At 35.7% G+C, this 24,271-nt stretch carries 20 protein-coding genes, 1 tRNA gene and 4 pseudogenes; 10 read left to right on the top strand and 15 right to left on the bottom strand.

Features of this window, described 5'->3' with window-relative positions; genetic code table 11:
* Positions 1 to 28: 28 nt before the first annotated feature.
* The 4 genes and pseudogenes from OEI98_RS03780 to OEI98_RS03765 all read left to right on the top strand — a co-directional run bounded on the left by OEI98_RS03780 (position 29) and on the right by OEI98_RS03765 (position 4,404).
* The gene (locus OEI98_RS03780; protein WP_266039673.1) at positions 29 to 1,660 is read left to right on the top strand and encodes an NAD+ synthase; all 1,632 of its coding nucleotides are present in this window, start codon (positions 29 to 31) and stop codon (positions 1,658 to 1,660) included.
* Positions 1,661 to 1,784: 124 nt separating this feature from the next.
* Positions 1,785 to 1,976 (top strand): annotated as a pseudogene (locus OEI98_RS03775) (IS607 family transposase); the annotation flags it as partial.
* Positions 1,957 to 3,393 carry an IS200/IS605 family accessory protein TnpB-related protein gene (locus OEI98_RS03770; protein ID WP_266039671.1) on the top strand — a complete coding sequence of 479 codons (1,437 nt, stop codon included), beginning with the start codon at positions 1,957 to 1,959 and terminating at the stop codon, positions 3,391 to 3,393. The pseudogene OEI98_RS03775 and the gene OEI98_RS03770, both read left to right, overlap by 20 nt.
* Positions 3,394 to 3,541: 148 nt before the next feature.
* Positions 3,542 to 4,404: pseudogene (locus tag OEI98_RS03765) on the top strand (DMT family transporter).
* Positions 4,405 to 4,453: 49 nt separating this feature from the next.
* Here OEI98_RS03765 and OEI98_RS03760 read toward each other — a convergent pair.
* From OEI98_RS03760 to OEI98_RS03685, 15 genes and pseudogenes are all read right to left on the bottom strand, one after another.
* On the bottom strand, positions 4,454 to 4,867 hold the full coding sequence (locus OEI98_RS03760) for a F0F1 ATP synthase subunit epsilon (RefSeq protein ID WP_004397392.1): 414 nt from the start codon (positions 4,865 to 4,867) through the stop codon (positions 4,454 to 4,456).
* 10 nt (positions 4,868 to 4,877) lie between these two features.
* Positions 4,878 to 6,263 carry a F0F1 ATP synthase subunit beta gene (gene atpD / locus OEI98_RS03755; protein WP_266039668.1) on the bottom strand — a complete coding sequence of 462 codons (1,386 nt, stop codon included), beginning with the start codon at positions 6,261 to 6,263 and terminating at the stop codon, positions 4,878 to 4,880.
* A 14-nt stretch (positions 6,264 to 6,277) separates the two neighbouring features.
* Complete coding sequence (gene atpG, locus OEI98_RS03750; protein WP_006570096.1) at positions 6,278 to 7,159, bottom strand: ATP synthase F1 subunit gamma; 882 nt, start codon at positions 7,157 to 7,159, stop codon at positions 6,278 to 6,280.
* On the bottom strand, positions 7,159 to 8,679 hold the full coding sequence (gene atpA / locus OEI98_RS03745) for a F0F1 ATP synthase subunit alpha (protein ID WP_006570095.1): 1,521 nt from the start codon (positions 8,677 to 8,679) through the stop codon (positions 7,159 to 7,161). Before atpA ends, atpG begins: the two co-directional genes overlap by 1 nt.
* 25 nt (positions 8,680 to 8,704) lie before the next feature.
* A complete protein-coding gene (gene atpH / locus OEI98_RS03740) occupies positions 8,705 to 9,238 on the bottom strand; it encodes an ATP synthase F1 subunit delta (RefSeq protein WP_003870591.1) in 534 nt (177 codons plus the stop codon).
* A complete protein-coding gene (atpF, locus tag OEI98_RS03735; RefSeq protein WP_266039663.1) occupies positions 9,226 to 9,735 on the bottom strand; it encodes a F0F1 ATP synthase subunit B in 510 nt (169 codons plus the stop codon). The genes atpH and atpF overlap by 13 nt, the downstream gene beginning before the upstream one ends.
* Positions 9,736 to 9,764: 29 nt before the next feature.
* On the bottom strand, positions 9,765 to 9,986 hold the full coding sequence (gene atpE / locus OEI98_RS03730; protein WP_266039661.1) for an ATP synthase F0 subunit C: 222 nt from the start codon (positions 9,984 to 9,986) through the stop codon (positions 9,765 to 9,767).
* Between the two features lie 69 nt (positions 9,987 to 10,055).
* Positions 10,056 to 10,708: pseudogene (locus tag OEI98_RS03725) on the bottom strand (F0F1 ATP synthase subunit A).
* Positions 10,709 to 10,821: 113 nt separating this feature from the next.
* Positions 10,822 to 11,184 (bottom strand): DUF2294 domain-containing protein, encoded by a 363-nt coding sequence (locus OEI98_RS03715; RefSeq protein ID WP_004397406.1) that lies wholly within the window; start codon positions 11,182 to 11,184, stop codon positions 10,822 to 10,824.
* 171 nt (positions 11,185 to 11,355) lie between these two features.
* Entirely contained in the window at positions 11,356 to 11,940 is a 585-nt protein-coding gene (yihA, locus tag OEI98_RS03710) for a ribosome biogenesis GTP-binding protein YihA/YsxC (RefSeq protein WP_003870586.1), read from the bottom strand.
* Positions 11,930 to 14,266, bottom strand: a complete 2,337-nt coding sequence (gene lon / locus OEI98_RS03705) for an endopeptidase La (protein ID WP_004397409.1) — start codon at positions 14,264 to 14,266, stop codon at positions 11,930 to 11,932. Before lon ends, yihA begins: the two co-directional genes overlap by 11 nt.
* 98 nt (positions 14,267 to 14,364) lie before the next feature.
* Positions 14,365 to 15,639 carry an ATP-dependent Clp protease ATP-binding subunit ClpX gene (gene clpX, locus OEI98_RS03700; protein WP_003870584.1) on the bottom strand — a complete coding sequence of 425 codons (1,275 nt, stop codon included), beginning with the start codon at positions 15,637 to 15,639 and terminating at the stop codon, positions 14,365 to 14,367.
* Between the two features lie 21 nt (positions 15,640 to 15,660).
* Positions 15,661 to 16,248 (bottom strand): ATP-dependent Clp endopeptidase proteolytic subunit ClpP, encoded by a 588-nt coding sequence (gene clpP, locus OEI98_RS03695; RefSeq protein WP_003870583.1) that lies wholly within the window; start codon positions 16,246 to 16,248, stop codon positions 15,661 to 15,663.
* A gap of 5 nt (positions 16,249 to 16,253) precedes the next feature.
* Positions 16,254 to 17,552 carry a trigger factor gene (gene tig / locus OEI98_RS03690; RefSeq protein ID WP_004397417.1) on the bottom strand — a complete coding sequence of 433 codons (1,299 nt, stop codon included), beginning with the start codon at positions 17,550 to 17,552 and terminating at the stop codon, positions 16,254 to 16,256.
* Between the two features lie 172 nt (positions 17,553 to 17,724).
* Positions 17,725 to 17,809, bottom strand: a tRNA-Leu gene (locus tag OEI98_RS03685).
* A 710-nt stretch (positions 17,810 to 18,519) separates the two neighbouring features.
* Between OEI98_RS03685 and OEI98_RS03680 the strand changes: the two genes are divergently transcribed.
* From OEI98_RS03680 to phoU, 6 genes and pseudogenes are all read left to right on the top strand, one after another.
* Positions 18,520 to 19,689: an ABC transporter substrate-binding protein gene (locus OEI98_RS03680; RefSeq protein WP_004397422.1), complete on the top strand. Its 1,170-nt coding sequence runs from the start codon at positions 18,520 to 18,522 to the stop codon at positions 19,687 to 19,689.
* Positions 19,690 to 19,754: 65 nt separating this feature from the next.
* A pseudogene (locus OEI98_RS03675) lies at positions 19,755 to 20,638 on the top strand (branched-chain amino acid ABC transporter permease).
* Between the two features lie 11 nt (positions 20,639 to 20,649).
* Entirely contained in the window at positions 20,650 to 21,618 is a 969-nt protein-coding gene (locus OEI98_RS03670) for a branched-chain amino acid ABC transporter permease (RefSeq protein WP_266039649.1), read from the top strand.
* Positions 21,593 to 22,360: an ABC transporter ATP-binding protein gene (locus OEI98_RS03665; protein WP_004397427.1), complete on the top strand. Its 768-nt coding sequence runs from the start codon at positions 21,593 to 21,595 to the stop codon at positions 22,358 to 22,360. Before OEI98_RS03670 ends, OEI98_RS03665 begins: the two co-directional genes overlap by 26 nt.
* Before the next feature lie 2 nt (positions 22,361 to 22,362).
* Positions 22,363 to 23,082 carry an ABC transporter ATP-binding protein gene (locus OEI98_RS03660; RefSeq protein WP_074592386.1) on the top strand — a complete coding sequence of 240 codons (720 nt, stop codon included), beginning with the start codon at positions 22,363 to 22,365 and terminating at the stop codon, positions 23,080 to 23,082.
* Positions 23,083 to 23,323: 241 nt separating this feature from the next.
* Positions 23,324 to 23,977 (top strand): phosphate signaling complex protein PhoU, encoded by a 654-nt coding sequence (phoU, locus tag OEI98_RS03655; protein ID WP_266039646.1) that lies wholly within the window; start codon positions 23,324 to 23,326, stop codon positions 23,975 to 23,977.
* Positions 23,978 to 24,271: the final 294 nt, after the last annotated feature.

Below are 24,271 nucleotides of genomic sequence, written 5' to 3'. Positions count from 1 at the left end.
TAGTATTATAAATGCGGGGTGAAAACTAATGAAAATCGCATTGGCTCAAATAAATCCAGTTGTGGGAGATATAAAAGGAAACTTTAAAAAGATAGTAGAGTTTATAAATACAGCAAAATACCAAAAAGCTGACCTTGTGGTGTTCCCTGAACTAGCTACTGTAGGTTATCCTCCTAAAGACTTTTTGTTTATGCAAGATTTTTTAGAGGCCAATGAAAAATATATAAATGAAATAGTCTTGCCCGCTACTTATCAAATCGGAGTAATACTTGGTACTGTAAGGCAAGACACAGAAGGCAATCTTTATAATTCTGCTTTTTTTATTTATGACGGTAAAATAGTCGAGGTTTTTGATAAGACTTTACTTCCCAACTATGACGTATTTGATGAAAAAAGGTATTTCAAACCAGCACAAATAAGAAAGGTAGCTTCTTTTAAAGGGATAAAATTAGGAGTTAATATATGTGAAGACATATGGAAAGATTATGTTTTTGAGCCAAGTGTAGATTATTCTGTTGATGTTTTAGAAGAACAATTTAAGCTAAAACCTGATATTTTTATAAATATTTCAGCATCTCCTTACTACTTGGGTAAGCAAAATATGAGAGTAGAAATGATAGAGAAAAAGATAAAAAAGTACGCAATACCTTTTGTTTATGTAAATCAAGTTGGTGCAAATGATGAATTGATATTTGACGGTGCTAGCTTTGTAGTAAATGAAGAAGGCAAAAGAGTAGTACAACTTAAAGCTTTTGAGGAAGATATTAAAGTTTTCGATATTGATGAACTGAAAAATCTTAGGAAACTGCCCGAAATAAAAGAGGATATATCTTGGTTATACAACGCTCTTGTCCTTGGTGTAAGAGATTATTGCAAAAAATCAGGTTTTAAAAAAGCAGTAGTAGGCTTAAGCGGCGGAATAGATTCTGCAGTAGTTTGTGCCATAGCAGTAGAAGCTTTAGGAAAAGAAAATGTTCTTGCGGTTTCAATGCCTTCAAGATATTCCTCTGAAGGAAGTAAAAGCGATGCAAGAATACTGGCTGATAATCTGGAAATTGAATTTAGAGTAATCCCAATAGAGCCTGTGTTCAAAAGTTATTTATCCGTTTTTAATGGGGATAACAACGTTATAGGTGACCTGGCAGAAGAAAACATACAAGCAAGAATAAGAGGTAATTATTTAATGTTTATATCAAATAGAGAAGGGCACATTGTTTTAACTACCGGAAACAAATCAGAATTAGCAATGGGATATTGCACTCTTTACGGAGATATGAGCGGAAGCCTTGCTGTGATAGCAGATGTACCTAAGACAATGGTATATGAACTAGCAAGATATATAAACAGAGAAAAAGAAATAATTCCGACTTCTATAATTGAAAAAGCCCCTTCTGCAGAATTAAGACCCAATCAAAAAGATGAAGACTCACTACCTCCTTATAAGATTTTGGATGAAATCTTAAAAATGTATATAGAAGAAAACAAGTCAACAAAGGAAATAGTAGAAAAAGGATATGATGAAAAATTAGTAAAAGATGTTATAAATAAAGTCAACAGAGTAGAGTACAAGAGAAAACAAGCAGCACCCGGACTCAAAGTCACCACCAAAGCCTTTGGAACAGGAAGGCGTATGCCAATTGTTCACAATTTTAAACTATAATTTTTAAGTAACTTCTGAGGAGGTCAAAACAGTTGGAATTAGTAGTAAAAAATGATATAATTTTAATTGGGTGATGATGAATGTTATTAACTATAAAAAAGGTTAAAGAGCTGTATGATATAAGCAGATTGGCTTTGAATATCTCAAATTTTTCATGGAAAGCTTTGGGGTGGAGCTTATAGTTTTAAATGGAAAAGAAAACGAAGAAGATGCAAATAAAGAACTAGCAGAAGACTTAATAGCAATAGTAACATCTTTCGCAGCAAGAATTTACGGACAACGGGGTGGCAAAAAGCATGATAGTAATACAGGCTAAACTCATTTTTCTAAACCAACAAGACAAACAAATAGTATTAGACTTAATGAGAAGATGGTCCTCCTGCATGAGATTTGCATATAAGAGACTTTTAGAAGGATATGATAGAAACACACTAAAAAGAGACCTTCAGGGAACATTTGACTTAAACTCAAGATACGTAGATGATGCAATAATGATAGCAAGAAGCACATTAGAATCCTCTAAAGAATTAGGGAATAATCCAAAGAAAGTCATTTTTGGAGGAAGAGACTTATTTGAAAAACTTCAAAAGCGCCATATAAATGGGAAAGAATATCAAAAGCTAAAAACAAAGTGGCAAGAAAGAAGAAAAGGAAATCTCTATTCAAGAGGAGATAAAAGCAAAAAAGGAAATCTCAACACAAGAATAGAAGTAAAAGAAAATGGTACTTTCTTAAGGATAAATGTAGGAGAAAGAAAATATGTATATGCGAAAATACAAGCAGGCTACAAAAAGAATAAGATAAGAGAAGAACTTCTGCAGGAAATTAGAGAATCAAACATACCCTACTCTGTAGAATTAAAACTTAAAAACGGCAGCATATACGCCTATTTTGCTATTGAAGAAGAATATCCAGAAATAAAAATAACAAAAGAAAAAGGAGCAATAGGGATAGATATAAATGCATATCCAGACAACATATCATGGGTAGAAGTAGATGAAAAAGGGAATCTAATAAGCTATGGGAATATGCCAATGCCAGAGCTTGCAAGTGGCAGTAAAGACAAAAGAGAATATTTCAGATGGCAATATGCTCATGAAATAGTAAAGATAGCAAAAAAGAAAAATAAAGCAATAGTAATTGAAGACTTAGAAATAAAAGAAAAAGGCAAAAGAGGAGACTTTTCAGGGAGAAAATCAAGGAGAATAAGACATAGCTTTAGCTATAAATCACTTCTTTCAAAAATAAAAACACTAGCAAGAAGAGAAAGGATAGAAGTAATAGAAGTCAATACTTCTTACACCTCAATAATAGGGATGTTGAAATATGCACCGCAGCATATGATAACAAAAGATATAGCAGCAGCCTATGTAATAGCAAGAAGAGGGTTGGGAGTGCAAGAAAAGATACCAGATAATTATATAAAGTTTCTCAACGCATTGACTGTAGATGAATTAGAAGAATTAAAAGAACATGTAAAGAAAACAGTTAGAAACAAGCATTTAAGAAAGAAACATATGAAGGAGATAAAGAAAGCAATAAAATTTTTGCAAAGCCTTGAGAGTGAGCCAGGAAGGGTGCTAAGACCTCTGGATGGAACAAGTTTTAGTGCCTGTGATTTCTGGCGAGTTCTTAAGGTAGCGGTGGTAACGCCACTCTCCCCTGAGAAGGTGCCAAGAGACTTCTCTACCCTGAAGGAATTACTAATTCAGGGCAAGTGGAGAGACCCGTAAGGGCGTGAGTTCCTGCTTCTTGGGGCAGGGGCTATGGCTTTCCCAAATACCGCCTGCTGGGGCTGGGAAAGTCTGAAGGGCGGACTATAAATACCCCAGCTATCTGAACTGTCCAGTTTTGTACAGTTTGGGTAACCAGGAATTTAAGTTGTCCAAACAATTAAAAAGCGATATTGTGCTCACCGTAGTAACCATGGTGTGGGGGTCTACATTTATAATAGTCAAAAACGCTATACAGACACTCCCGGTATACAATTTTCTTTTTATACGCTTTTTATTGGCTTTTTCGCTTCTCGCAATAATCTTCTATAAAAAGTTAAAAACCATTGACAAAAAAACATTGGCTGTTGCTTCAGTAATTGGGACAATGCTTTTTTAGGTTATGCCTTTCAGACAATGGGACTTAAATACACTACAGCATCTAAATCAGGATTTATAACAGGGTTTAGCGTAGTGTTAGTGCCAATTTTAGAAGCAGTACTTCTTAAAAGAAAGCCTTCAAAACCTGCAATTTTAGGAATTGTACTCGCTTTTATAGGACTTATACTGCTCACTACAAATATTGACTTATCTATTAACATAGGTGACTTTTTGACACTTTTGTGTGCCTTTGCTTTTGGAATGCAGATTGTTTTGATAGCAAAATACGCTTCTACTTTAGATACTTATTTACTCGCTACTATTCAAATTGGAGTAGTTGCTGTTTTAAGCGGAATTGTGAGTTTAATATTTGAAAAGCCTTTTATACCCACTTCTCTTGATGTATGGTCAGCTATAATAATAACAGGGGTATTCGCAACTGCTTTTGCATATGTTGCCCAAAACACGATGCAAGCCTACACTACTGCCACTCATACAGCTTTGATATTCGCACTGGAGCCAGTTTTCGCTGCAATAGCTGCTTTTTTAATTGCCGGAGAAGTGATGTCTTTTAGAGCAATAATAGGCGGAATTTTTATGTTTGCAGGTATAGTGCTTTCCGAACTGCCTGAAAAGGAAGTGAGTAAATAATAAAAACCTTCCTACTGCTTTTAAAAATCATCAGTAGGAAGTTTTATTTTTACATTTTTTGATATTTGCTAGCAATTTGCAATCTCATCAAAGCCCTCTTTAAGGCTGCTTCTGCCAAAAGATGTTCCTGTTTGCTTCTTTTTTGCCTAAGTTTTTCTTCTGCTCTTTCTTTGGCTGCTTGAGCACGAGCTATATCAATTTCTTCGGGCCATTCTACTGCACTAGACAAGATTGTCACACTGTCTCTTTTGACTTCCATAAAGCCGCCGGAAATAAATGCCTCTCTCCACTGTCCGTCTTTTTTTATCTGTAAAGTACCTGTACCTACGGCTGCTGTCATGGGGATGTGGCCTTTTAAAATACCTATTTGACCTGTGGTTATGGTCACTATTATTTCTTCCACATCCCCTTCGTAAAATTTTCTATGAGGAGTTAAAACCTCGAGGTGAAAATTTTTATCCATTCTTTTCACCTCATTTCATTTTTTCAGCTTTCTCGTAGACTTCGTCTATATTTCCTACCATGTAGAAAGCAGCCTCTGGGATATCGTCCATTTCTCCCTCTACAATTTTCTTAAATCCTCTTATCGTCTCTTTCAGCGGCACATATTTGCCAGGTGTTCCAGTAAAAGTTTCTGCTACAAAGAAAGGCTGTGATAAAAACCTCTGTATCTTTCTTGCTCTGTAAACTATGAGTTTATCTTCCTCTGTAAGCTCTTCCATACCCAATATAGCAATTATATCCTGCAGTTCTTTATACCTCTGCAAAATCTCTTGCACTTTTCTCGCAACATAATAGTGTTCTTCTCCTACTATATGAGGTTCCAATATACGTGAAGTAGAATCTAAAGGATCTACTGCAGGATAAATTCCCATTTCTGCAATACTTCTTGACAAAACTGTTGTAGCATCTAAGTGGGTAAAAGTTGTAGCTGGTGCTGGGTCAGTTAAGTCATCAGCAGGTACGTAAACAGCCTGAACTGAGGTAATAGACCCTTTCTTTGTAGAAGTAATCCTTTCTTGTAAAAGGCCTAAGTCTGTAGCCAATGTAGGTTGATATCCAACGGCAGAGGGCATTCTTCCTAAAAGAGCTGAAACTTCTGAACCAGCTTGGACAAACCTGAATATATTGTCTATGAATAAAAGAACGTCTTGGTGCTCTTCATCTCTAAAATATTCTGCCATTGTAAGCCCTGCAAGACCTACTCTCATTCTGGCTCCCGGCGGCTCATTCATTTGTCCAAATACAAAAGCAGTTTTGTCTATAACCCCTGATTCTTGCATTTCATGCCACAATTCGTTTCCTTCACGAGACCTTTCACCAACACCGGTGAAAATTGAGTAACCACCATGCTCTATGGCAACGTTGCGTATTAGCTCCATTATTAAGACAGTTTTGCCAACACCTGCACCACCAAAGAGCCCTATTTTACCGCCTTTTGGATAAGGAGTAAGTAAGTCTATTACTTTAATACCCGTCTCCAAAATTTCAGTAGCAGGGCTTTGTTCTTCAAAAGGCGGTGCTTTTCTGTGAATTGACATGTACTTCACATCTTTGACTTCTCCTAACTCATCTATAGGCTGCCCCAATACATTAAACATTCTGCCTAAAGTCCCTTTTCCAACAGGAACCATTATAGGGCTGCCTGTATCTATACATTCCATACCTCTTTTTAAGCCATCTGTTGAAGCCATTGCAACACATCTTACTACATTGTCTCCTATATGCTGAGATACTTCAACAACTAATTCTCTGTCTTCCATAGGTATTTTTATGGCGTTGTTTATAGGAGGAAGTTCCCCTTCAAATCTTATATCAACAACAGGACCAATGACCTGTGTAATATACCCCTTCTTCAATTTATCATCTCCTTTTATACAGATGCCCCTGCGACTATTTCTGATATTTCCTGAGTAATAGAAGCCTGCCTGAGTTTATTATACTCTAACGTAAGTCTGTTTATCATTTTATCGGCATTTGACGTTGCTCCATCCATTGCAATCATCCTTGCAAAATGCTCTGAAGCAAAAGCTTGAACAAGTATGCTGTATATGAGACCTTTGAGATACTCAGGAACAAGCACATCAAAAACTTCTGAAGCAGAAGGCTCGTATATCATGTCACTGTCAATTACTACTTCATTCTTTTCAGCTTCTTCTCCTTCATTGGCTAACGCCATAAAGTTGTCAATGTCTAAAGGTAAAAGTCTTAAAACCCTTACCTTTTGTACAAGTCCTTGCATTTCAGTATAAACAATAGATATTTCATCTGTCAGCCCTCTATTGTAAGCATTTAATATGACATCGCTAATTTCTCCTGCTATGGCTGTAGTTGGATTTTGAGCGGTATATAAAAATTCAATATCTACATTATAACCTTTTTTGATAAAATAACGTCTTCCAACCTCTCCTATCACCATTAAATTTACATTTTCTTTGCCGATAAGTTCTTCAGCTTTTTTTATAACATTGTGATTGTAAGCGCCGCAAAGGCCTTTGTCACCAGTTACAACTATTAAAGATTTTTTCTTCTCACTTTTATCATCTTTTTTCTCAAGATATCGTGAAGTAACTTCTCCAGTGTGAAGTAATATATCTTTCATAGCTACTTGAATTTTATGATAATAAGGTCTCACATTGTCTAACATGACCTTTGCTTTTTGAAATTTTGAAGCCGATATTAAATACATCGCTCTTGTAATTTTGCGAGTTTCTCTTACACTTTTAATCCGCAACGCTATATCTCGCTTTCCCATTAATTATCACCCTTTGCGGCGTACTTTTCCTTATACTCTACAATTGCAGCTTTTAATTTTTCTTCTGCCTCGGAAGTTAAATCTTTTGTCTCTCTTATAGATTGTTTTATTTCCGGATAATTTGAATCCAAAAATTCTAAGAGCCCTTTTACAAAAGGTCTCACCTGCTCTACTTCAATATCAGCAACATATCTGTTCATTACTGTGTATATAGCTATTACTTGGTCTTCAACAGGCATAGGTTGATATTGAGGCTGTTTGGTAATTTCAACAATCCTTTCTCCTTGTCTTAAAACTTCAAGTGTTGCTTTATCCAAATCCGAACCAAATCTAGCAAAAACTTGTAGCTCTCTATACTGGGAAAGTTCCAATCTTAATCGGCCAGCTACTTTTTTCATGGCCTTTATTTGTGCGGCACCGCCAACACGGGATACAGATAGACCCACATTTATAGCTGGTCTTATTCCTGAATAGAAAAGCTCTGACTCAAGGTATATTTGTCCATCTGTGATTGAAATTACATTTGTAGGAATGTATGCAGATATATCTCCCGCCAATGTCTCAACAATTGGGAGTGCCGTCAACGAACCTCCCCCGTATTCATCTGCAAGCCTTGCAGAACGTTCAAGAAGTCTTGAATGAAGGTAAAATACATCACCAGGGTATGCTTCTCTTCCAGGTGGTCTTCTCAAAAGCAAAGATATAGTTCTATAAGCAATAGCATGCTTTGAAAGGTCATCATAAACTACAAGTACATCTTTGCCTTGATACATAAAATGTTCTCCCATAGCGCAACCTGCATACGGAGCAATATACTGAAGTGCAGCTGAATCACTGGCAGTTGATGCGACAACTGTTGTATATTCCATAGCCCCATACTTTTCTAACATGTTTACAATTCCTGCAACAGTTGAAGCCTTTTGTCCTATAGCTACATATATACAATATACTCCTTTGTCTTTTTGATTTATTATAGTATCTATAGCAATAGCAGTTTTACCTGTTTGCCTATCTCCAATTATTAATTCTCTCTGCCCTCTTCCTATAGGGATCATAGAATCTATAGCTAAAATACCTGTCTGTAAAGGTGTATCCACAGATTTCCTTCTTACTATTGGTGGAGCGGGATATTCAATGGGGCGTTTTGCTTCATAGTTTATTGGTCCTTTACCATCAATGGGCTCCCCTAAAGGATTTACTACTCTTCCTAACATTTCTTTTCCTACAGGCACTTCCATGATTCTGCCTGTTCTTTTTACTATATCCCCTTCTTTAACTTTCTCGGGGTCTCCAAGGACAACAACACCTACGGTATCTTCTTCAAGATTTAAGACCATTCCAACGACTCCACTTTCAAACTCCACCATTTCTCCGTAAATAGCATTGTCAAGGCCATAAATCCTCGCTATTCCATCACCTGATTGGATGACGTGTCCAATTTCCTGAGTTTCAAGGTTAAAATCGAAATTTTTTATTTTTTCTTCTATAACTGAGCTTATTTCTTCAGGTCTTATGCTCATACTCTTTCACCTTCTTAAATTCATTTTACACAGCTTGTTGCATATTTTTCAGAAGTGCAGTAAGTCTTGCTTTGACTGAACCATCGATTATTGTATTCCCAATAATAAGTTTTAAACCGCCTAATATGCTTTTATCTACTATTGGTTCGATATTGATGTGTTTTTCTAACTTTTTCTCTAATTTTTCTTGAAGCTTTTGCAATACTTCTTCTTTTAGTGGATATGCAGAAACGACTTTTACATCTGTAATATTAAAATACTCTTTGTATAGCTTTTTAAACTCCTTTCCAATGTCTTCAATTAGATCTTCTCTATGTTTTGATATTATTATTTTGATAAAATTGATAACTTCTTTATCGGTATCCTTTAAAATCTGCTCCACAAATTCTATTTTCTTTGTTTTATCAATACTTTTATTCTTAAAAATCCGCTTTACTTTATCCACTTGAAGAATTTCAATTGCTTTATTTAACTCCTCATAATACTCTTTCACTTTATTTTGCTGCTTCGCAACATCAAAAAAGGCATAAGCGTATCTCTTCGCAATTATTTGTGCCATGATGCCCCCGCCTCCTCGATAACCTCATTGATGAGGTCTTCGTCAGCAACAGGTAGCTTTTTCTCCAGCACACGGGAAGCGGCATCTATGACTAATTGCGATATCTCTGTCCTTAAATCATGCATAGCTTTGATTTTCTCTAACATTGCCTCTTCTTTTGCCTTTTCTATTATATTTTCTGCCTCTTTATTGGCATTTTCTATAATTTTGTTTGCTTTGTCTTCTGCTGCCTTTTGTGCCTTCTCAATAATAGCTTTTCCTTCATTATCAGCATTTTTTAGTATTTCTTCGTACTTAGCTTTTAAACTGTAGGCCTCTTGTCTTTCCTTGTCGGCCTCTTCTAAAGAGGATTTAATTTTATTTTCCCTATCTTCTAGAAATTTAGTTACGGGTTTAAATAAAAGCCTTTTTAAGATATAGTAGAGTACCAATAGGTTAATTATTGTAATAATGAACGTCCAAACATTGAAAAGAGTCAACTTATTCCCTTCTTTCATTAGGAAATTTATTGAAGGACTTTTTTAAATTATGGCTTGAATATTATTAACATAATCGCCACAAGCAACCCATATATAGCTGTTGCTTCTGCAAGAGCACCACCTAACAAAAGAAGCTGCATAATCCTTCCACCTGCTTCCGGCTGCCTTGACACAGCTTCAACTGCTTTTCCTGTCGCAATACCTATACCAATACCTGCACCTATCCCTGTTAATGCAGCAATAGCTGCTCCTATAGCTAATAAATCCATTTAAATCCTCTCCTTTTCTTTTTTATTTTTATTAAAATTTTTTAATCATTTCATTATTTTTATTATACATTATTCTATAGCTTCTTCAATATATAACATGGTCAAAAACACAAATACCAACATCTGTAATAATCCATCAAAAAGGTCAAAATATAAACTAAATACTGCAGGAACTACTATTGGCACAGCCCTTTCAATAAGTTCCATTATCGTAACTGCTGCAAATATGTTGCCAAAAAGTCGAGCTGCCAGCGACAAAGGTCTTGTAAATAAATCCAAAACATTGATAAAAAGGTTTATAGGAGACTTAAAAAAGTGCTTTACGTACCCTTTAAGCCCTCTTGCTCTTATGGAAGCTATAATAACAGTAGTAATCGACATAATGGCAAGGGCTGAAGTTGTACTAATATCTTTAGTAGGAGGTGTTAAGCCAAAAATGCTTATAGTGTTGGCTAAAATCAAAAAAGCTGCTACAGTTCCTAAATAAGGAGCATAATCTCTCCAATGCTCTCCTAAAGCACCTTCCACAAATTTATTAAATCCCTCCACCATAAGCTCTACAACATTTTGTGCACCTCAGGAACTAATTTCCATCCCTTAGTAACAACAGCAGCACCCAAAATTAGTACAGCCATTATAATCCATTCTACTACTATTGTTTCTGTAATAGGAATACCTCCAAATAGCGGTATGGTAAATACCACTGAAGATCCTATCTCCAATAACCTCACCTCCTCTTCTATACCCCCAACATGTATGATTATATACTTATTACAAAAGATTTTCAATTTAGTATATTTACTGTGTTGCTAAAAGCTAACAATTCATTTGATTTTTACCTGCTTCGCAACTCTTCTTCTAGATTTTTGTCTAACACAAATAGATAGACGTATTCTCCTTTTTGAGGATTCATATCCTTATAGATACCTATAACATTACAACCTGTAAGGCGCATTATCATCTCCTTAAACTTGGGTTTTAATATTTCATCCAATAATTCCCTTAATTGTTTTACCAACTTTTTACCCTCTTCAGTAGATATAATTTGCATCTCCTCATGGCTCAAAGATTTAATAAGCCTTACAATAATCATATCCTCGCAAATTCGGGTTTTTGCTGCCTCTGCACCTCTTCCAATTGCTTCTTTTGTGAGTTTTATCATTTCTTCGTTTATTTTACTTTCTAATACCCCTTTCATTATTTTCTCCCTCCGCACATATAAACGCAAAAATTTTTATCAATAGTTAATAAAAATTATACCCCTTATAATGTTCTAACACAACAATTTTAATGCTGCTAAATTTTTTATTTCATCAAAAATAATCAAAAATTTAACGATTTTCTCGTGCTTTTTTACAAAATTAAAAATTTATTTTTTTGTCCACTCCTCAAAAATTGATAATACTTGGGATACTCCCATTTTCTTTAAAGAAGAAAAAACTATAATTCTTTCGCTATCAATGTTAAAAGTTTTACAAATGCCTTCTACTGCATTTACTATCTCTGATTTATTGACCTTATCAGCTTTTGTTAATACCACTGTAAAAGGTAACTCTTTATGTCTAAACCAATTTACCATTAAAAAATCGTCTTCTGTAGGAGTTCGACGTATATCTATTAAAAGCAAAGCATGCCGCAGATTCTTAGAAGTATTTAGAAAAGTCTCTATGTTATGTGCCCACTGTTTCTTCATTTCTTTTGAAACTTTTGCATATCCATATCCCGGCAAGTCTACTAAATAAAAGCCATTATTTATCAAATAAAAATTTATGCCCCTAGTTTTTCCAGGTTTAGAACTTGTCTTTGCGAGATTTTTTCTGTTTAATACAGTATTTATCAAAGTGGATTTGCCCACGTTTGACCTTCCTACGATTACTATCTGAGGAAAATTGTCTTTAGGATACTGCTCTTCATTAAAGGCAGTACGAACCAGCTCTACAGTTTTAATTTTCATAAATGCCCTCCTTAGACAAGGCATAGTCAAGAACTTCATCAATTTTTTCAACAAATTTAAATTCTAATTTTTTCTTTACGCTTTGAGGAATTTCATCCAAATCTCTTTTATTTTCCAAAGGAAGTATAACCTTGCGTATCCCTGCTCTGTGAGCTGCTAAAACTTTTTCCTTTACTCCTCCTATAGGTAAAACTTTGCCGGTTAAAGTTATTTCTCCTGTCATAGCTACATCTTTTTTTACAGGAACTTTTTTAAGTGCAGACACCATAGCAGTAACCATAGTTATTCCCGCTGAAGGACCATCTTTTGGAATTGCGCCTTCAGGCACATGTATATGTATATCGACATTTTTGTAAAAATCTTTATCTATATTCAGTTTCTCGGCATTCGCCCTTATATAGCTAAAACCAGCTTGTGCAGATTCCTTCATCACATCCCCTAATTGCCCTGTGAGATTGAGCTTGCCACTTCCTGGCATTATAGAAGCTTCTACAGTTAAAATTTCTCCTCCTACCCTTGTCCATGCAAGTCCAAAAACTATCCCTACTTCGTCTTTTTGATTTGCTTTATCAGGGCGGTAAATAGGCTTGCCTAAATAAGACTGTAGATTTCTTTTTCCCACTTTTACTACTTGTGCGTTTTCTTCAACTATCTTCTTTATAGCTTTCCTCACAATTTGAGATAAATTCTTTTCTAAGCCTCTTACTCCTGCTTCGCGAGTATATTCTGAAATTATTCCGTAAATAGCAGATTCTTGGATTATTATTTTGTTATCTGGCACCCCATGTTCTTTTAAAATCTTAGGTATTAAATAATCTTTTGCAATGTGAAGTTTTTCTTCTTCAGTATATCCAGAAACATATATAACTTCCATTCTATCTAAAAGAGGTGCCGGTATGGTATCTACCGTATTAGCCGTTGTTATAAACAATACCTTTGAAAGGTCAAAAGGTAAATCAAGATAATGGTCTCTAAAAGTGGAGTTTTGTTCTGGGTCAAGAACTTCAAGCATTGCAGAAGCAGGGTCTCCTCTAAAATCTGAGCTCATTTTATCTATTTCATCCAGTAAAAACACAGGATTTTTTGAACCGGCTATTTTTATGGAATTTATAATACCTCCTGGTATAGCTCCGACGTAGGTACGCCTATGTCCCCTTATTTCTGCTTCATCTCTCACTCCACCAAGGGATAATCTGACAAATTTTCTGTTCATAGCCCGCGCTATAGACCTGCCTAATGAAGTCTTACCAACACCTGGAGGACCTACAAGGCATAAAATAGGACTTTTAATTTTGTTGTAAAAACTTCTAACTGCTAAAAACTCTATTATCCTCTCTTTTACTTTCTTTAAGCCGTAATGGTCCTCATCCAATATTTTTTGTGCTCTTTTTAAATCTAAAATATCTTCTGTTTCGTAATTCCATGGCAAATCCAAAATCCAATCCAAATAAGTTCGCACTACAGAAGCTTCTGCAGAACCAGGCGCCATTTTAGAAAGGCGTTTTAATTCTTCTTTCGCCTTTTTTCTAACCTCTTCGGGTAAATCTTTTTCATTTATTTTCTTTTCATACTCCTCAATCTCTTGGTCAATCTCATCTGTCTCTCCTAATTCAGCTTTTATAGCTTTTAACTGTTCTCTTAAATAATATTCCTTCTGTAATTTGTCAATTTGACTTCTAACTTTGGCATTTATCTCTCTTTCAATGTTTAGTATTTCTAATTCCTTCATTAAAAACCCTAAAAGAGTTTCTAACCTTTTATTTACATCAAAACACTCCAAAAGCTGCTGACTTTGATTTGTATTTAAAGATATGTGAGCCGCAATCATATCTGCAAGTCTTCCAGGCTCTTCTATGCTTATAACACTGTATAAACTATCTATAGGCAGTCTCGAAGTCATATTTACATATTCTTCAAAAGCAGAAATAACACTTCTCATTAAAGCTTCAAGCTCTGGTGTCTTTTCAATTTCTTTTTGCTCTTCTTTTTCTATAACTTCTACCTCAAAAAATTCATCATCTCTTGTCACTTGCTGAATTTCAGCACGACTTATCCCTTCTACCAAAACTCTTATAAGTTCTCCTGGCAGTTTTAACATTTGTTTGACTTTTGTAATAGTGCCAACTTTGTAGACGTCGTCAATAGAAGGGTCTTCTATCTCAGCTTCTTTTTGCGTTGTAACAAATATCAACTGATTTTTCATAAAAGCTTCTTCCAAAGCCCTAATTGACTTTTCTCTTCCTATATCAAAATGAAGCACCATGTATGGAAAAATAGTTAATCCTCTTAAAGGAATCATTGGCAATATATACTTTTTTTCTGTCATATCTTCACCTCTTTTATGCAATATAATCCAAGCCCCCTTCCCATTCACTATTTTAGTATGTGAAGGAGAAGGGGGATTGATGTAAAAATTTTATTTTTTTACGAAACAGACTCCGTCTTTTTTATTTTCTTTTTGGCTTTTTGAGCATCTGAGTAAACCAATGTTGGCGGAGCCTTCTTTAGTACCGTCTCCTCTGTAATTATACACTTTTCTATGTTGTCACTGGATGGTATTTCGTACATCACATCCAACATAATTTCCTCTAAGATTGCCCTCAGTCCTCTTGCGCCGGTCTTTCTCTCCAAAGCCATATCTGCAATGAGCCCTAAAGCTTTCTTATCAAATTCAAGCTTTACACCATCTAATTCAAACAATTTTTCGTATTGTTTTGTCAGCGCATTTTTGGGCTCTGTCAAAATCCTTACTAAGTCATCCTTACTCAATGGGTCTAATGTAACTACTATTGGCACCCTTCCTATAAACTCGGGTATCATACCGAATTTAAGAAGGTCCTGTGGCATTATATGACTTAAAATTTCGCTTAAGTCTTTTTCTTTTCTGCTCTGTACTTCTGCGCCAAATCCTAAGCTCTTTTTCCCTATTCGGGATTCTATTATTTTTTCTATGCCTTCAAAAGCGCCACCACATATAAACAATATATTAGTTGTGTCAATTTGTATAAACTCTTGATGAGGATGTTTTCTTCCACCTTGTGGCGGCACATTTGCAATGGTCCCTTCTAAAATTTTTAACAAAGCCTGTTGTACGCCTTCTCCTGAGACGTCACGAGTAATAGAGGGATTTTCTGACTTTCTCGCTATTTTATCTATTTCGTCAATGTAAATTATACCTTTTTCAGCTTTTTCTATGTCATAATCTGCTGCTTGTATGAGTTTTAAAAGTATATTCTCTACGTCTTCACCGACATATCCAGCCTCAGTTAGAGAAGTTGCATCAGCTATTGCAAAAGGAACATTTAGAAGTTTTGCCAGTGTCTGAGCCAATAAGGTTTTCCCAGAACCTGTGGGACCTAAAAGTAAAATATTGCTCTTTTGAAGTTCTACATCGTCTGGCTTTATCCTGCTGTTAATTCTCTTGTAGTGATTGTAAACAGCAACAGCTAAAGCTTTTTTAGCTTTTTCTTGTCCAATTACATATTGGTCAAGAAATTCTTTTATTTCCTTTGGCTTCGGAAGTTCTCCAATTCCCATATCCATATCTTCTTCAAATTCTTCATTTATGATTTCTTGGCAAAGTTCAATGCATTCATCACAAATATACACACCAGGCCCTGCAACTAGTCTCTTTACCTGGTCCTGTGTCTTTCCGCAAAAAGAACACTTTAATTGCTTTTGATTATCGTATTTAGCCATAATTTCACCTCTTCTGGGGCATCACTTTTTGTTCCTGATAAGCACTTCGTCGATAATGCCGTAAGCTTTTGCCTCCTCCGCGTCCATGAAAAAGTCTCTTTCAGTATCAGCTTTTATCTTTTCAATAGGTTGCCCCGTATTTTCTGCTAATATTTTATCCAGCTTATCTCTTAATTTTAAAATCCTTTCTGCATGAATTTTTATGTCTGTAGCTTGGCCTTGCATTCCTCCTAAAGGTTGATGAATCATTATTTCACTGTTAGGAAGTGCAAACCTCTTCCCTTTTGCACCTGCTGCTAGTAAAAATGCAGCCATAGACGCAGCCATTCCAACGCACAAAGTCACTACATCTGGCTTTATATACTGCATGGTATCGTAAATTGCAAATCCTGCAGTTATTGAACCGCCTGGACTGTTTATATAAAGCCAAATGTCTTTGTCGGGGTCCTCAGCTTCCAAGAACAAAAGCTGAGCAATAACTAAACTTGCTGTAGTATCATTTATTTCTTCTCCTAAAAATACAATTCTGTCTTTCAAAAGGCGAGAAAATATATCGTAAGAACGTTCGCCTCTATTTGTCTGCTCTACAACAATAGGTACAAGACTCATAATAATCACTCCTCTTTACTTATTATTTTACACTCACTAAAAATAAAGTCAATCGTCTTATAATACGCTATATCTTCTTTTATGCCGTTTATCTGGCTTTCAGTCAAGCTTTTCTTGAATTCTTCCAGATTTATTCTGTAACTCTCTGCCATTTCCTTTAATCTGTTTTCTAATTCTTCCTCTGTAACTTGAATATTTTCCACTTTGGCAATTTTGTCTATGACAAGTTGAGTTTTCACTCTATTTAAAGCTCCATCCCACATCTCTTTTCTTAAATTTTCTAAGGTCTTCCCTGTAATTGATAAATAGCTATTTAAATCCAAACCTTGATATCTCAAATTATAATCTAAATCCCTCAAAGAAATATCTATTTGCCTTTCCACCATAACATCTGGTATATCAACTTTTGCATTTTCCACAACTTTCATTACTGCTTTTTCTTTCATCTCATTTTCTGCATCTAATCTATTTTTCTCTTCTAATTTCTTTCTTATGTCGGCTTTTAACTCTTCTAATGTCTCAAACTCACTTACATCTTTCGCAAACTCATCATCCAATTCAGGCAATTCCTTTTTATTTAAAGCCTTAAGAGTGACTTTAAAAACAGCCGATTTGCCTCTTAATTCTTCTACCCTATAATCTTCAGGGAAAGTTACACTTACATCAAAAGTGTCATTTACATTATGGCCTATTATTTGGTCTTCAAACCCGGGAATAAAAGTATTGCTACCTAATTCTAATTCATAATTTTCCGCCTTGCCGCCTTCAAAAGGCTTGCCATCTATAAAGCCTTCAAAGTCTATTACAGCAATATCTCCACTTTCTGCTGCTCTTCCTTCAATAGGTATAATTCTCGCATTTTGCTGCCTTAATTTTTCTAATTCGTATTCTACATCCCCATCGTACACATCATACTCTATTTTTTCAATTTCTATGCCTTTATATTCACCTAACTCTACCTCAGGCATGACAGGTACAGTTGCTTCTAAAATCAAGTCTTTTCCTTTGCCGATTTGTAAAATGTTAATATCCGGATAATCTACTGGCTCTAAATCAAACGTTTTAAGAGCTTCCTTGTACGCTTCGTCAAAAACATACTCTACAGCATCTTCGTAAAGGACACCTTCACCATAATATCTTTCTACAATAGCTCTTGGCGCTTTCCCTCTTCTAAAACCCGGTACATTAAATTTTGAAGCATTCTTTTTAAAAGCAAAATTTAAACCCTCTTCAAACTTTTCACTTGGTATTGTAAGTTCAATCGTCGCAATACTTTTCTCTAATTTTTTAAGACTCGCACCCATTAAGTAAATCCTCCTATTCTCTTTCTTTCGTATAAAGTCTTCTAAACTTATAATATTATAACATAAAAAAACGGTGAATCAAACTCAAGTTGTCATAATTTTATGCAAAAAAAATAATGCCTACTGCATTATTTTCCTGTCAAATATATATTTTTCTCCCTTAAATTTTTATTGGTGCGGGCAAAGGGACTTGAACCCCCACGGGTAACCCCACCAGATCCTAAGTCTGGCGCGTCTGCCAGTTCCGCCATGCCCGCATATTAAAATGGTGCGCCATTAAGGACTCTAACCATCACCAGCTGATTAAAAGTCCACGCAAGGCCATTTTATCAAAGTTTTTTTAATATGTCAAGAGCGCTTCTAAGCCTTGATAAATAAGGAATTTTAAAGCTATTATTGAAATATGAAAGAAAGCTTTTTGAATTGCTTGAGATTTTTATAGCTAAAAAGTTATTTGTCTCACCTAAAATATTCGTACTCATTCTTTTTTCCTTTGCATATTGACAAAACAAAGAAAAGCAAGTATAATTAATGCAGGAAGTGAATAGAAAAGGAGGCAAAGGCGCCTTTAGAAAAAAGGTGCCTTTGCCTTTTTAATTATCAGCCATCAAATTTAAATTTCCATCAAACTTTATGCCAAATATTATCCCCTAAAAAACCTTTTTAAAATATGCAGACCATCTTTATTATACCACAAATTAATTCAAATTTGAAAAAGGAGCACAAGGAGGTGAAAATGGTTACTAATAGGATGTACCTAATGTATACTAAATATTTTAAGAAAAATAAAGAAAAATGTGAAAATCGTAGATATGTTTTTAAAATGATTATAATAGCCAGCATAATTTGCAGTGGATTTGCACCCTTTTGAAAAGGAAAGGGGTGTAGCAGGAAAGGTTATGTGCTTATAGCAAAAATGGAAGATTATTTTTAAAAAACATGAAATTTTAAAGGAGGATGGTAAGCCGTGCGTAAAGGCATTGTTAGAGGAGTAGCAGCAGGTTTATTATCGTTTTTACTTTTATTTGCTTCGGCATGCGGAAGTAAGTCGGAAAATAGCGATGTTATAAAAATTGGAGCAAACTTAGAGCTGTCGGGAAATGTTGCCACATTGGGTCAATCAGGCTTGAATGGAATTATGTTAGCGGTAGATGAAATTAATAATGCTGGTGGAGTTCTTGGGAAAAAGATCGAAATAGTCAAGTATGACAATAAATCCGATAATACAGAAGCCGCTTCGGTCGCAACCCGGTTAATTACGCAAGATAAAGTAGTTGCCATTATTGGTTCGGCGACTTCTGGTAATACCCTCTCTTATGTTAATATTGCCGAAACTAATAAAGTTCCTGTGATCTCGCCCTCGGCAACTAACCCTGATGTTACAGTAGATCCTAAAACAGGCAAAGTAAGGGAGTATATTTTCCGGACTTGCTTTATAGATCCTTTTCAGGGAACGGCAATGGCGAAGTTCGTTTTAAATGAATTAAAGCTTAAAAAAGTTGCTGTTTTAAAAGATAATACAGCTCCTTACTCGGTGGGTTTGGCTAAGTTTTTTGTAGAAGCTTTCAAAGCTGGCGGTGGCGAAATCTTAGCTGATGAAAACTACACTACTCAAGATCAGGATTTTCGCTCGGTATTAACCAAGATTAAAAATTTAAAGCCTGAATTTATTTATGTACCTGGCTATTACGAGCAAGTGGGTCAAATTGTAAAGCAAGCACGGGAGCTTGGTATTAATGTTCCTATGGGCGGTGGTGATGGCTGGGATTCGCCAAAGCTTGTTGAAATTGCAGGTGCTGCTGCGCTTAATAACACCTTTATTACCAATCACTATTCGTCTTTAATGCCTGATCCAAAAGTTCAGGACTTTGTTAAAAAGTATAAAGAAAAGTACGGCAGCGAACCGGATGCAATGGCTGCAGTAGGTTATGATACGGTACTTGTTTTAGTTGATGCCATTAAACGGGCTGGTGAAGCTACACCTGAAAAGATCAAAGAAGCTTTAATGACCACCAAGGATGTAGAAGGAGTTACTGCCAAAATCTCCATAGATGAAAATCACAATGCTGTTAAAGGCTTAGTGATTTTGGAATACAAAGACGGTAAGCAAATCTATAAGGCTTATGTAAATCCTTAAAAGATTAAAGGGGGAATATTCCTCCCCTTAAGAAAATGAATTTAATTAAGGTAGGAGTGGATAAGATGAATGAATTTATCCAGCAGTTAATAAATGGAATATCAGTGGGAAGTATTTACGCTTTAATTGCTTTAGGATACACCATGGTTTATGGTATTATAAAACTCATTAATTTTGCCCACGGTGATGTTTACATGCTTGGTGCCTTTGCAGGACTATATGCGACCTTGGTTTTAAAAATGTCTTTTGTTCCAGCGTTAATTTTTTCCATGATTGTGTGTGCTATTTTAGGCATTATTATCGAAAGATTGGCATATCGTCCTTTAAGAAACTCGCCTAAAATTGTAATTTTAATTACTGCAATAGGTGTTTCCCTTTTTTGGAATATACCACGATGTTTTTTCTGGGACCGCAGCCTCGAGCATTTCCGGAAATTTTTAAGCATGCTTCGTATACATTGCTTGGCGGAAAGGTTACTATATCAAATCAGGAAATTTTAATTATTGTGGTCACTATTATCTTAATGATTTTACTGCAGTATATAGTTCATAATACGAAAATTGGAAAAGCAATGCGGGCAGTTTCTTATGACATGCAAGCTGCTCGTTTAATGGGAATAAATGTGGATACGACAATATCCATCACTTTTGCTCTTGGTTCAGCTTTAGCTGCAGCAGCAGGGGTACTGGTAGGGATATATTACAATAAAGTATTTCCCTTAATGGGAATTATGTTTGGTTTAAAAGCCTTTGTTTCAGCGGTTTTAGGAGGAATAGGAATTATACCTGGAGCAATGGCCGGAGGCTTTATTTTAGGGATTACTGAGTCCTTAGTAAGTGGGTACGGCAGTTCTTTATATCGGGATCCTGTAGCTTTTGTGATTTTGATTATTATCCTATTAGTTAAGCCTTCTGGCTTATTTGGGAAAAACGTTCGGGAGAAAGTGTAGGTGAAAAGGAAATGCTAAAAAATTGGTTTGCAAAGGAAAATCTTGCAGTAACGTTGTTGCTAGTAGTGCTTATGGTAGGAGTTCAGGTTTTGTACTCGGCAGAAATCATTAGTCCTTTTGTGATGTTAAACTTAATTACTATCGCAATTAATATTATTCTTGCCGTAAGTTTAAATCTAGTGGTTGGTTTTACAGGACAATTTTCTATTGGCCACGCGGGATTTATGGCATTAGGTGCTTATGCTTCGGCTATTATGTCTTTAAATTTTAATGTCCCTTTTATTGTATCCTTGTTAGTTGGAGCAATAGTGGCGGGTATTGGCGGTATTATAATTGGCATACCTACCTTGCGTTTAAGAGGCGATTACTTGGCTATTGCTACTTTAGGACTAGCTGAAATAATCCGGGGGGTAATAACAAATATTGATTATTTAGGTGGAGCTTACGGTTTAATGGGGATACCTCAGAAGACTAATTGGCTGTGGGCTTTTGGGTGCATGCTTGTTACAGTTTTAGTTATCAAAAACTTTGTTCAATCCAGCCATGGTCGGGCGTGTGTTTCAGTTCGAGAAAATGAAATTGCGGCGGAAGCCATGGGAATAAATACTACAAAATATAAAGTTATAGCTTTCACTATGGGTTCATTTTTTGCTGGAATTGGCGGAGCACTCCTTGCTCATTATATTACCTTTATTGAACCAAATGCTTTTAACTTTTTAAAATCCTTTGATATACTTGTGATGGTAGTTTTGGGAGGTCAGGGAAGCCTCACCGGTTCAGTAGTAGCGGCAATTGTATTGACATTAATTTCTACATTTTTACAGAGTTTAGCAGAACTGCGGCTCATAATTTATGCCATAATCTTAATCTTGGTAATGTTATTTAGACCCCAGGGACTTCTTGGAACCCATGAGTTATCCTTTAAGCTTTTGCAGAGAAAGAGAGGTGTTAGTCATGGCAGCCATTCTGCAGACGCATAGCCTGGGGATTAGCTTTGGAGGATTAAAAGCAGTTCAGGATTTAAATCTTACCTTAAATGAAGGAGATTTAGTTGGGTTAATCGGACCAAACGGTGCAGGTAAAACGACGGTTTTTAACCTTTTAACGGGGATTTACCTTCCAACCACTGGTGATATAATTTTTAAAGGCGAAAGCATTGTAGGGTTAAAGCCTTACCAAATTGCTGCTAAAGGCATAACCCGTACTTTCCAAAACATTCGTTTGTTTGGCGAACTTTCAGTCTTAGAGAATGTTTTAATTGCCAGGCACTTACATGTTCCATATAATATGATACATGCTATATTCCGTCTTGGGAAGTTTTACCAAGGAGAAAAAGAAATGCGGGATGAAGCTTACGAGCTATTAAAAATCATGAACTTAGCTCATAAGGCAGAAGAAAAGGCCAAAAACTTACCTTACGGAGAACAGCGTCGATTAGAAATTGCCCGGGCGTTGGCTACTCACCCTTCCTTATTACTTTTAGACGAACCAGCAGCAGGCATGAATCCTCGAGAAACGACTGAGTTAATGGAATTAATTGGCTTTATCCGGAGCAAATTTAACGTGACTATTTTACTCATTGAGCACGATATGCATTTAGTAATGAACATTTGCGAGCAGATTTATGTTTTGGACTATGGAGCTAATATTGCTCACGGGACGCCTGAAGAAATTAAAAACAACCCTCGGGTTATTGAAGCATATTTAGGAGAGGGGGCGTAACTATGAGCGAGAAGGAAGTATTAAGAATTGAAGAGTTAAATGTGTTTTACGGAGCCATTCATGCTTTAAAAGGAATATCGCTTACCGTAAACGAAGGAGAAATAGTAACCTTAATCGGGGCAAATGGTGCGGGGAAAAGCACTACTTTAAATACAATTTGCGGATTGGTCAAGCCTAAATCAGGAAAAATAATTTTTGAAGGTAAGGACATTACTGGTAAAACTGCTCATGACATTGTAAAAATGGGTATAAGCCAGGTGCCTGAGGGCCGACGGGTTTTTGCTAACATGTCAGTATTGGAAAACTTGGAGTTAGGTGCTTATCTTTTAAAAGATAAAGCAGAATTTAAACGCAGGCTTATCAGGGTTTTTGAACGGTTTCCGCGGCTTGCGGAAAGAAAGGGACAACTGGCCGGCTCTTTATCTGGCGGAGAACAACAAATGTTAGCGATGGGACGAGCATTAATGTCAGCACCTAGGCTTATACTTTTAGATGAACCTTCAATGGGCTTAGCTCCCCTGTTGGTTAAAGAGATTTTTGCGATCATTAAAGAACTAAACGAGCAAGGAACTACTATTCTTTTAGTGGAACAAAATGCACATATGGCTCTTTCTATTGCTCATAAAGGCTATGTATTAGAAACAGGAAAAATTGTCTTATCTGGCCCCGCCCGGCAACTGGCGGAAAACCCGCAGGTAAAAGAAGCTTATCTCGGGGGGTAAAGGAGGTCAGAGAAGGCATGTACTATCACTGATGGTACCCCTTTTTAAATGAAACAAAGGCGTTTCATTTGTATGAATATGCCTTTGTTTCATTTTTTAATATTTTATGCTTTTATAATTAATCATTATTTTATCTACGTAAGAAAATGGCATTTTAGTTCTTATAAGGCCATCTGGTTGTGGCAAGACTAGAGGATAGAAGACTACATCACTGGAAAATTCGATTAAAGGAGGTGAAAGAATGAATCGCACTCATTTTGAAAAAGAATTAGAGGGACTTCATTATGACGTATTAAAAATGGGTAGCCTTGTAGAAGAAATGATAGCGAATGCCATTACTTCTTTAGTGAACCATGATACAGAATTGGCTCAAAAGGTCATAGATGATGACGACAGAATAGACAAAATGGAAGTAGAAATTGACAATAAATGCGCAAAGATTATTGTAACCCAGCAGCCAATCGCAAGGGATTTGAGAATAGTTTTGACAGGGCTCAAAATTGTTACAGACTTAGAAAGAATGGCAGACTATGCAGTAGATATAGCAAAAACTACTTTGAGGATTGCTCATCAAAAATATATAAAACCATTGATAGATATTCCTAGAATGGCTGAAATCGTAAGAGAAATGGTAAAAATGTCATTGGATTCTTACGTTCGCCAGGATTTAGGCCTTGCAAGGACGATTGGTGAAAAAGATGATATAGTAGATGCTCTTTACAAACAAGTATTTAGGGAACCATTAACTTATATGATGGAAGACCCAAGAAACATCGACCAGGCAAGTCAGCTTTTGTTTGTAGCTCGTTATCTTGAAAGAATTGCTGATCATGCTACTAATGTATGTGAATGGGTAATTTATTTAGATACGGGAGAGCACATAGATTTAAATTAAAAATATTAGGTTGGTGTATTTTGGTTTTCATTTTTATACATTTTTTAATAGCTTCAATAGGAATTCCTCCTGTAAATTGTTGATATGGAGTGTATTAAAGCAATAAAGTTCCATATTTTCATCAGCTGTTATTTAAAATACTACCTATGGTAGCTACTTTACTTTGCTTCCATTCAAAAGTTATCTACCTGCCATTAAATATAATGATACACCTTCAAAGCTTCAAAATTAGCATGTTAATGCTTATAATTCTAAATTTTAACAATGATTTGCAAAATCAATTTTCCTTTTTAT

This window comes from Thermoanaerobacter sp. RKWS2, assembly GCF_026240795.1.
Lineage (GTDB): Bacteria > Bacillota > Thermoanaerobacteria > Thermoanaerobacterales > Thermoanaerobacteraceae > Thermoanaerobacter > Thermoanaerobacter ethanolicus.
This window is presented reverse-complemented; position numbering and strand designations above follow the sequence as displayed.

Bases quoted from the DNA above. Each gene is read 5' to 3' on its own strand.
- yihA (WP_003870586.1), bottom strand. From the start codon at position 11,940: ATGAAAATTAAAACTGTAGAGCTGGTTCGTACTGCCTTTAATGAAGAG.
- clpX (WP_003870584.1), bottom strand. From the start codon at position 15,639: ATGGCTAAATACGATAATCAAAAGCAATTAAAGTGTTCTTTTTGCGGA.
- atpE (WP_266039661.1), bottom strand. From the start codon at position 9,986: ATGGATTTATTAGCTATAGGAGCAGCTATTGCTGCATTAACAGGGATA.
- OEI98_RS03760 (WP_004397392.1), bottom strand. From the start codon at position 4,867: ATGGATAAAAATTTTCACCTCGAGGTTTTAACTCCTCATAGAAAATTT.
- atpH (WP_003870591.1), bottom strand. From the start codon at position 9,238: ATGGCACAAATAATTGCGAAGAGATACGCTTATGCCTTTTTTGATGTT.
- tig (WP_004397417.1), bottom strand. From the start codon at position 17,552: ATGGGTGCGAGTCTTAAAAAATTAGAGAAAAGTATTGCGACGATTGAA.
- phoU (WP_266039646.1), top strand. From the start codon at position 23,324: ATGAATCGCACTCATTTTGAAAAAGAATTAGAGGGACTTCATTATGAC.
- OEI98_RS03660 (WP_074592386.1), top strand. From the start codon at position 22,363: ATGAGCGAGAAGGAAGTATTAAGAATTGAAGAGTTAAATGTGTTTTAC.
- OEI98_RS03665 (WP_004397427.1), top strand. From the start codon at position 21,593: ATGGCAGCCATTCTGCAGACGCATAGCCTGGGGATTAGCTTTGGAGGA.
- OEI98_RS03670 (WP_266039649.1), top strand. From the start codon at position 20,650: ATGCTAAAAAATTGGTTTGCAAAGGAAAATCTTGCAGTAACGTTGTTG.
- OEI98_RS03770 (WP_266039671.1), top strand. From the start codon at position 1,957: ATGATAGTAATACAGGCTAAACTCATTTTTCTAAACCAACAAGACAAA.
- OEI98_RS03715 (WP_004397406.1), bottom strand. From the start codon at position 11,184: ATGAAAGGGGTATTAGAAAGTAAAATAAACGAAGAAATGATAAAACTC.
- OEI98_RS03780 (WP_266039673.1), top strand. From the start codon at position 29: ATGAAAATCGCATTGGCTCAAATAAATCCAGTTGTGGGAGATATAAAA.
- atpF (WP_266039663.1), bottom strand. From the start codon at position 9,735: ATGAAAGAAGGGAATAAGTTGACTCTTTTCAATGTTTGGACGTTCATT.
- clpP (WP_003870583.1), bottom strand. From the start codon at position 16,248: ATGAGTCTTGTACCTATTGTTGTAGAGCAGACAAATAGAGGCGAACGT.
- lon (WP_004397409.1), bottom strand. From the start codon at position 14,266: ATGACAGAAAAAAAGTATATATTGCCAATGATTCCTTTAAGAGGATTA.
- atpG (WP_006570096.1), bottom strand. From the start codon at position 7,159: ATGGGAAAGCGAGATATAGCGTTGCGGATTAAAAGTGTAAGAGAAACT.
- atpA (WP_006570095.1), bottom strand. From the start codon at position 8,679: ATGAGCATAAGACCTGAAGAAATAAGCTCAGTTATAGAAGAAAAAATA.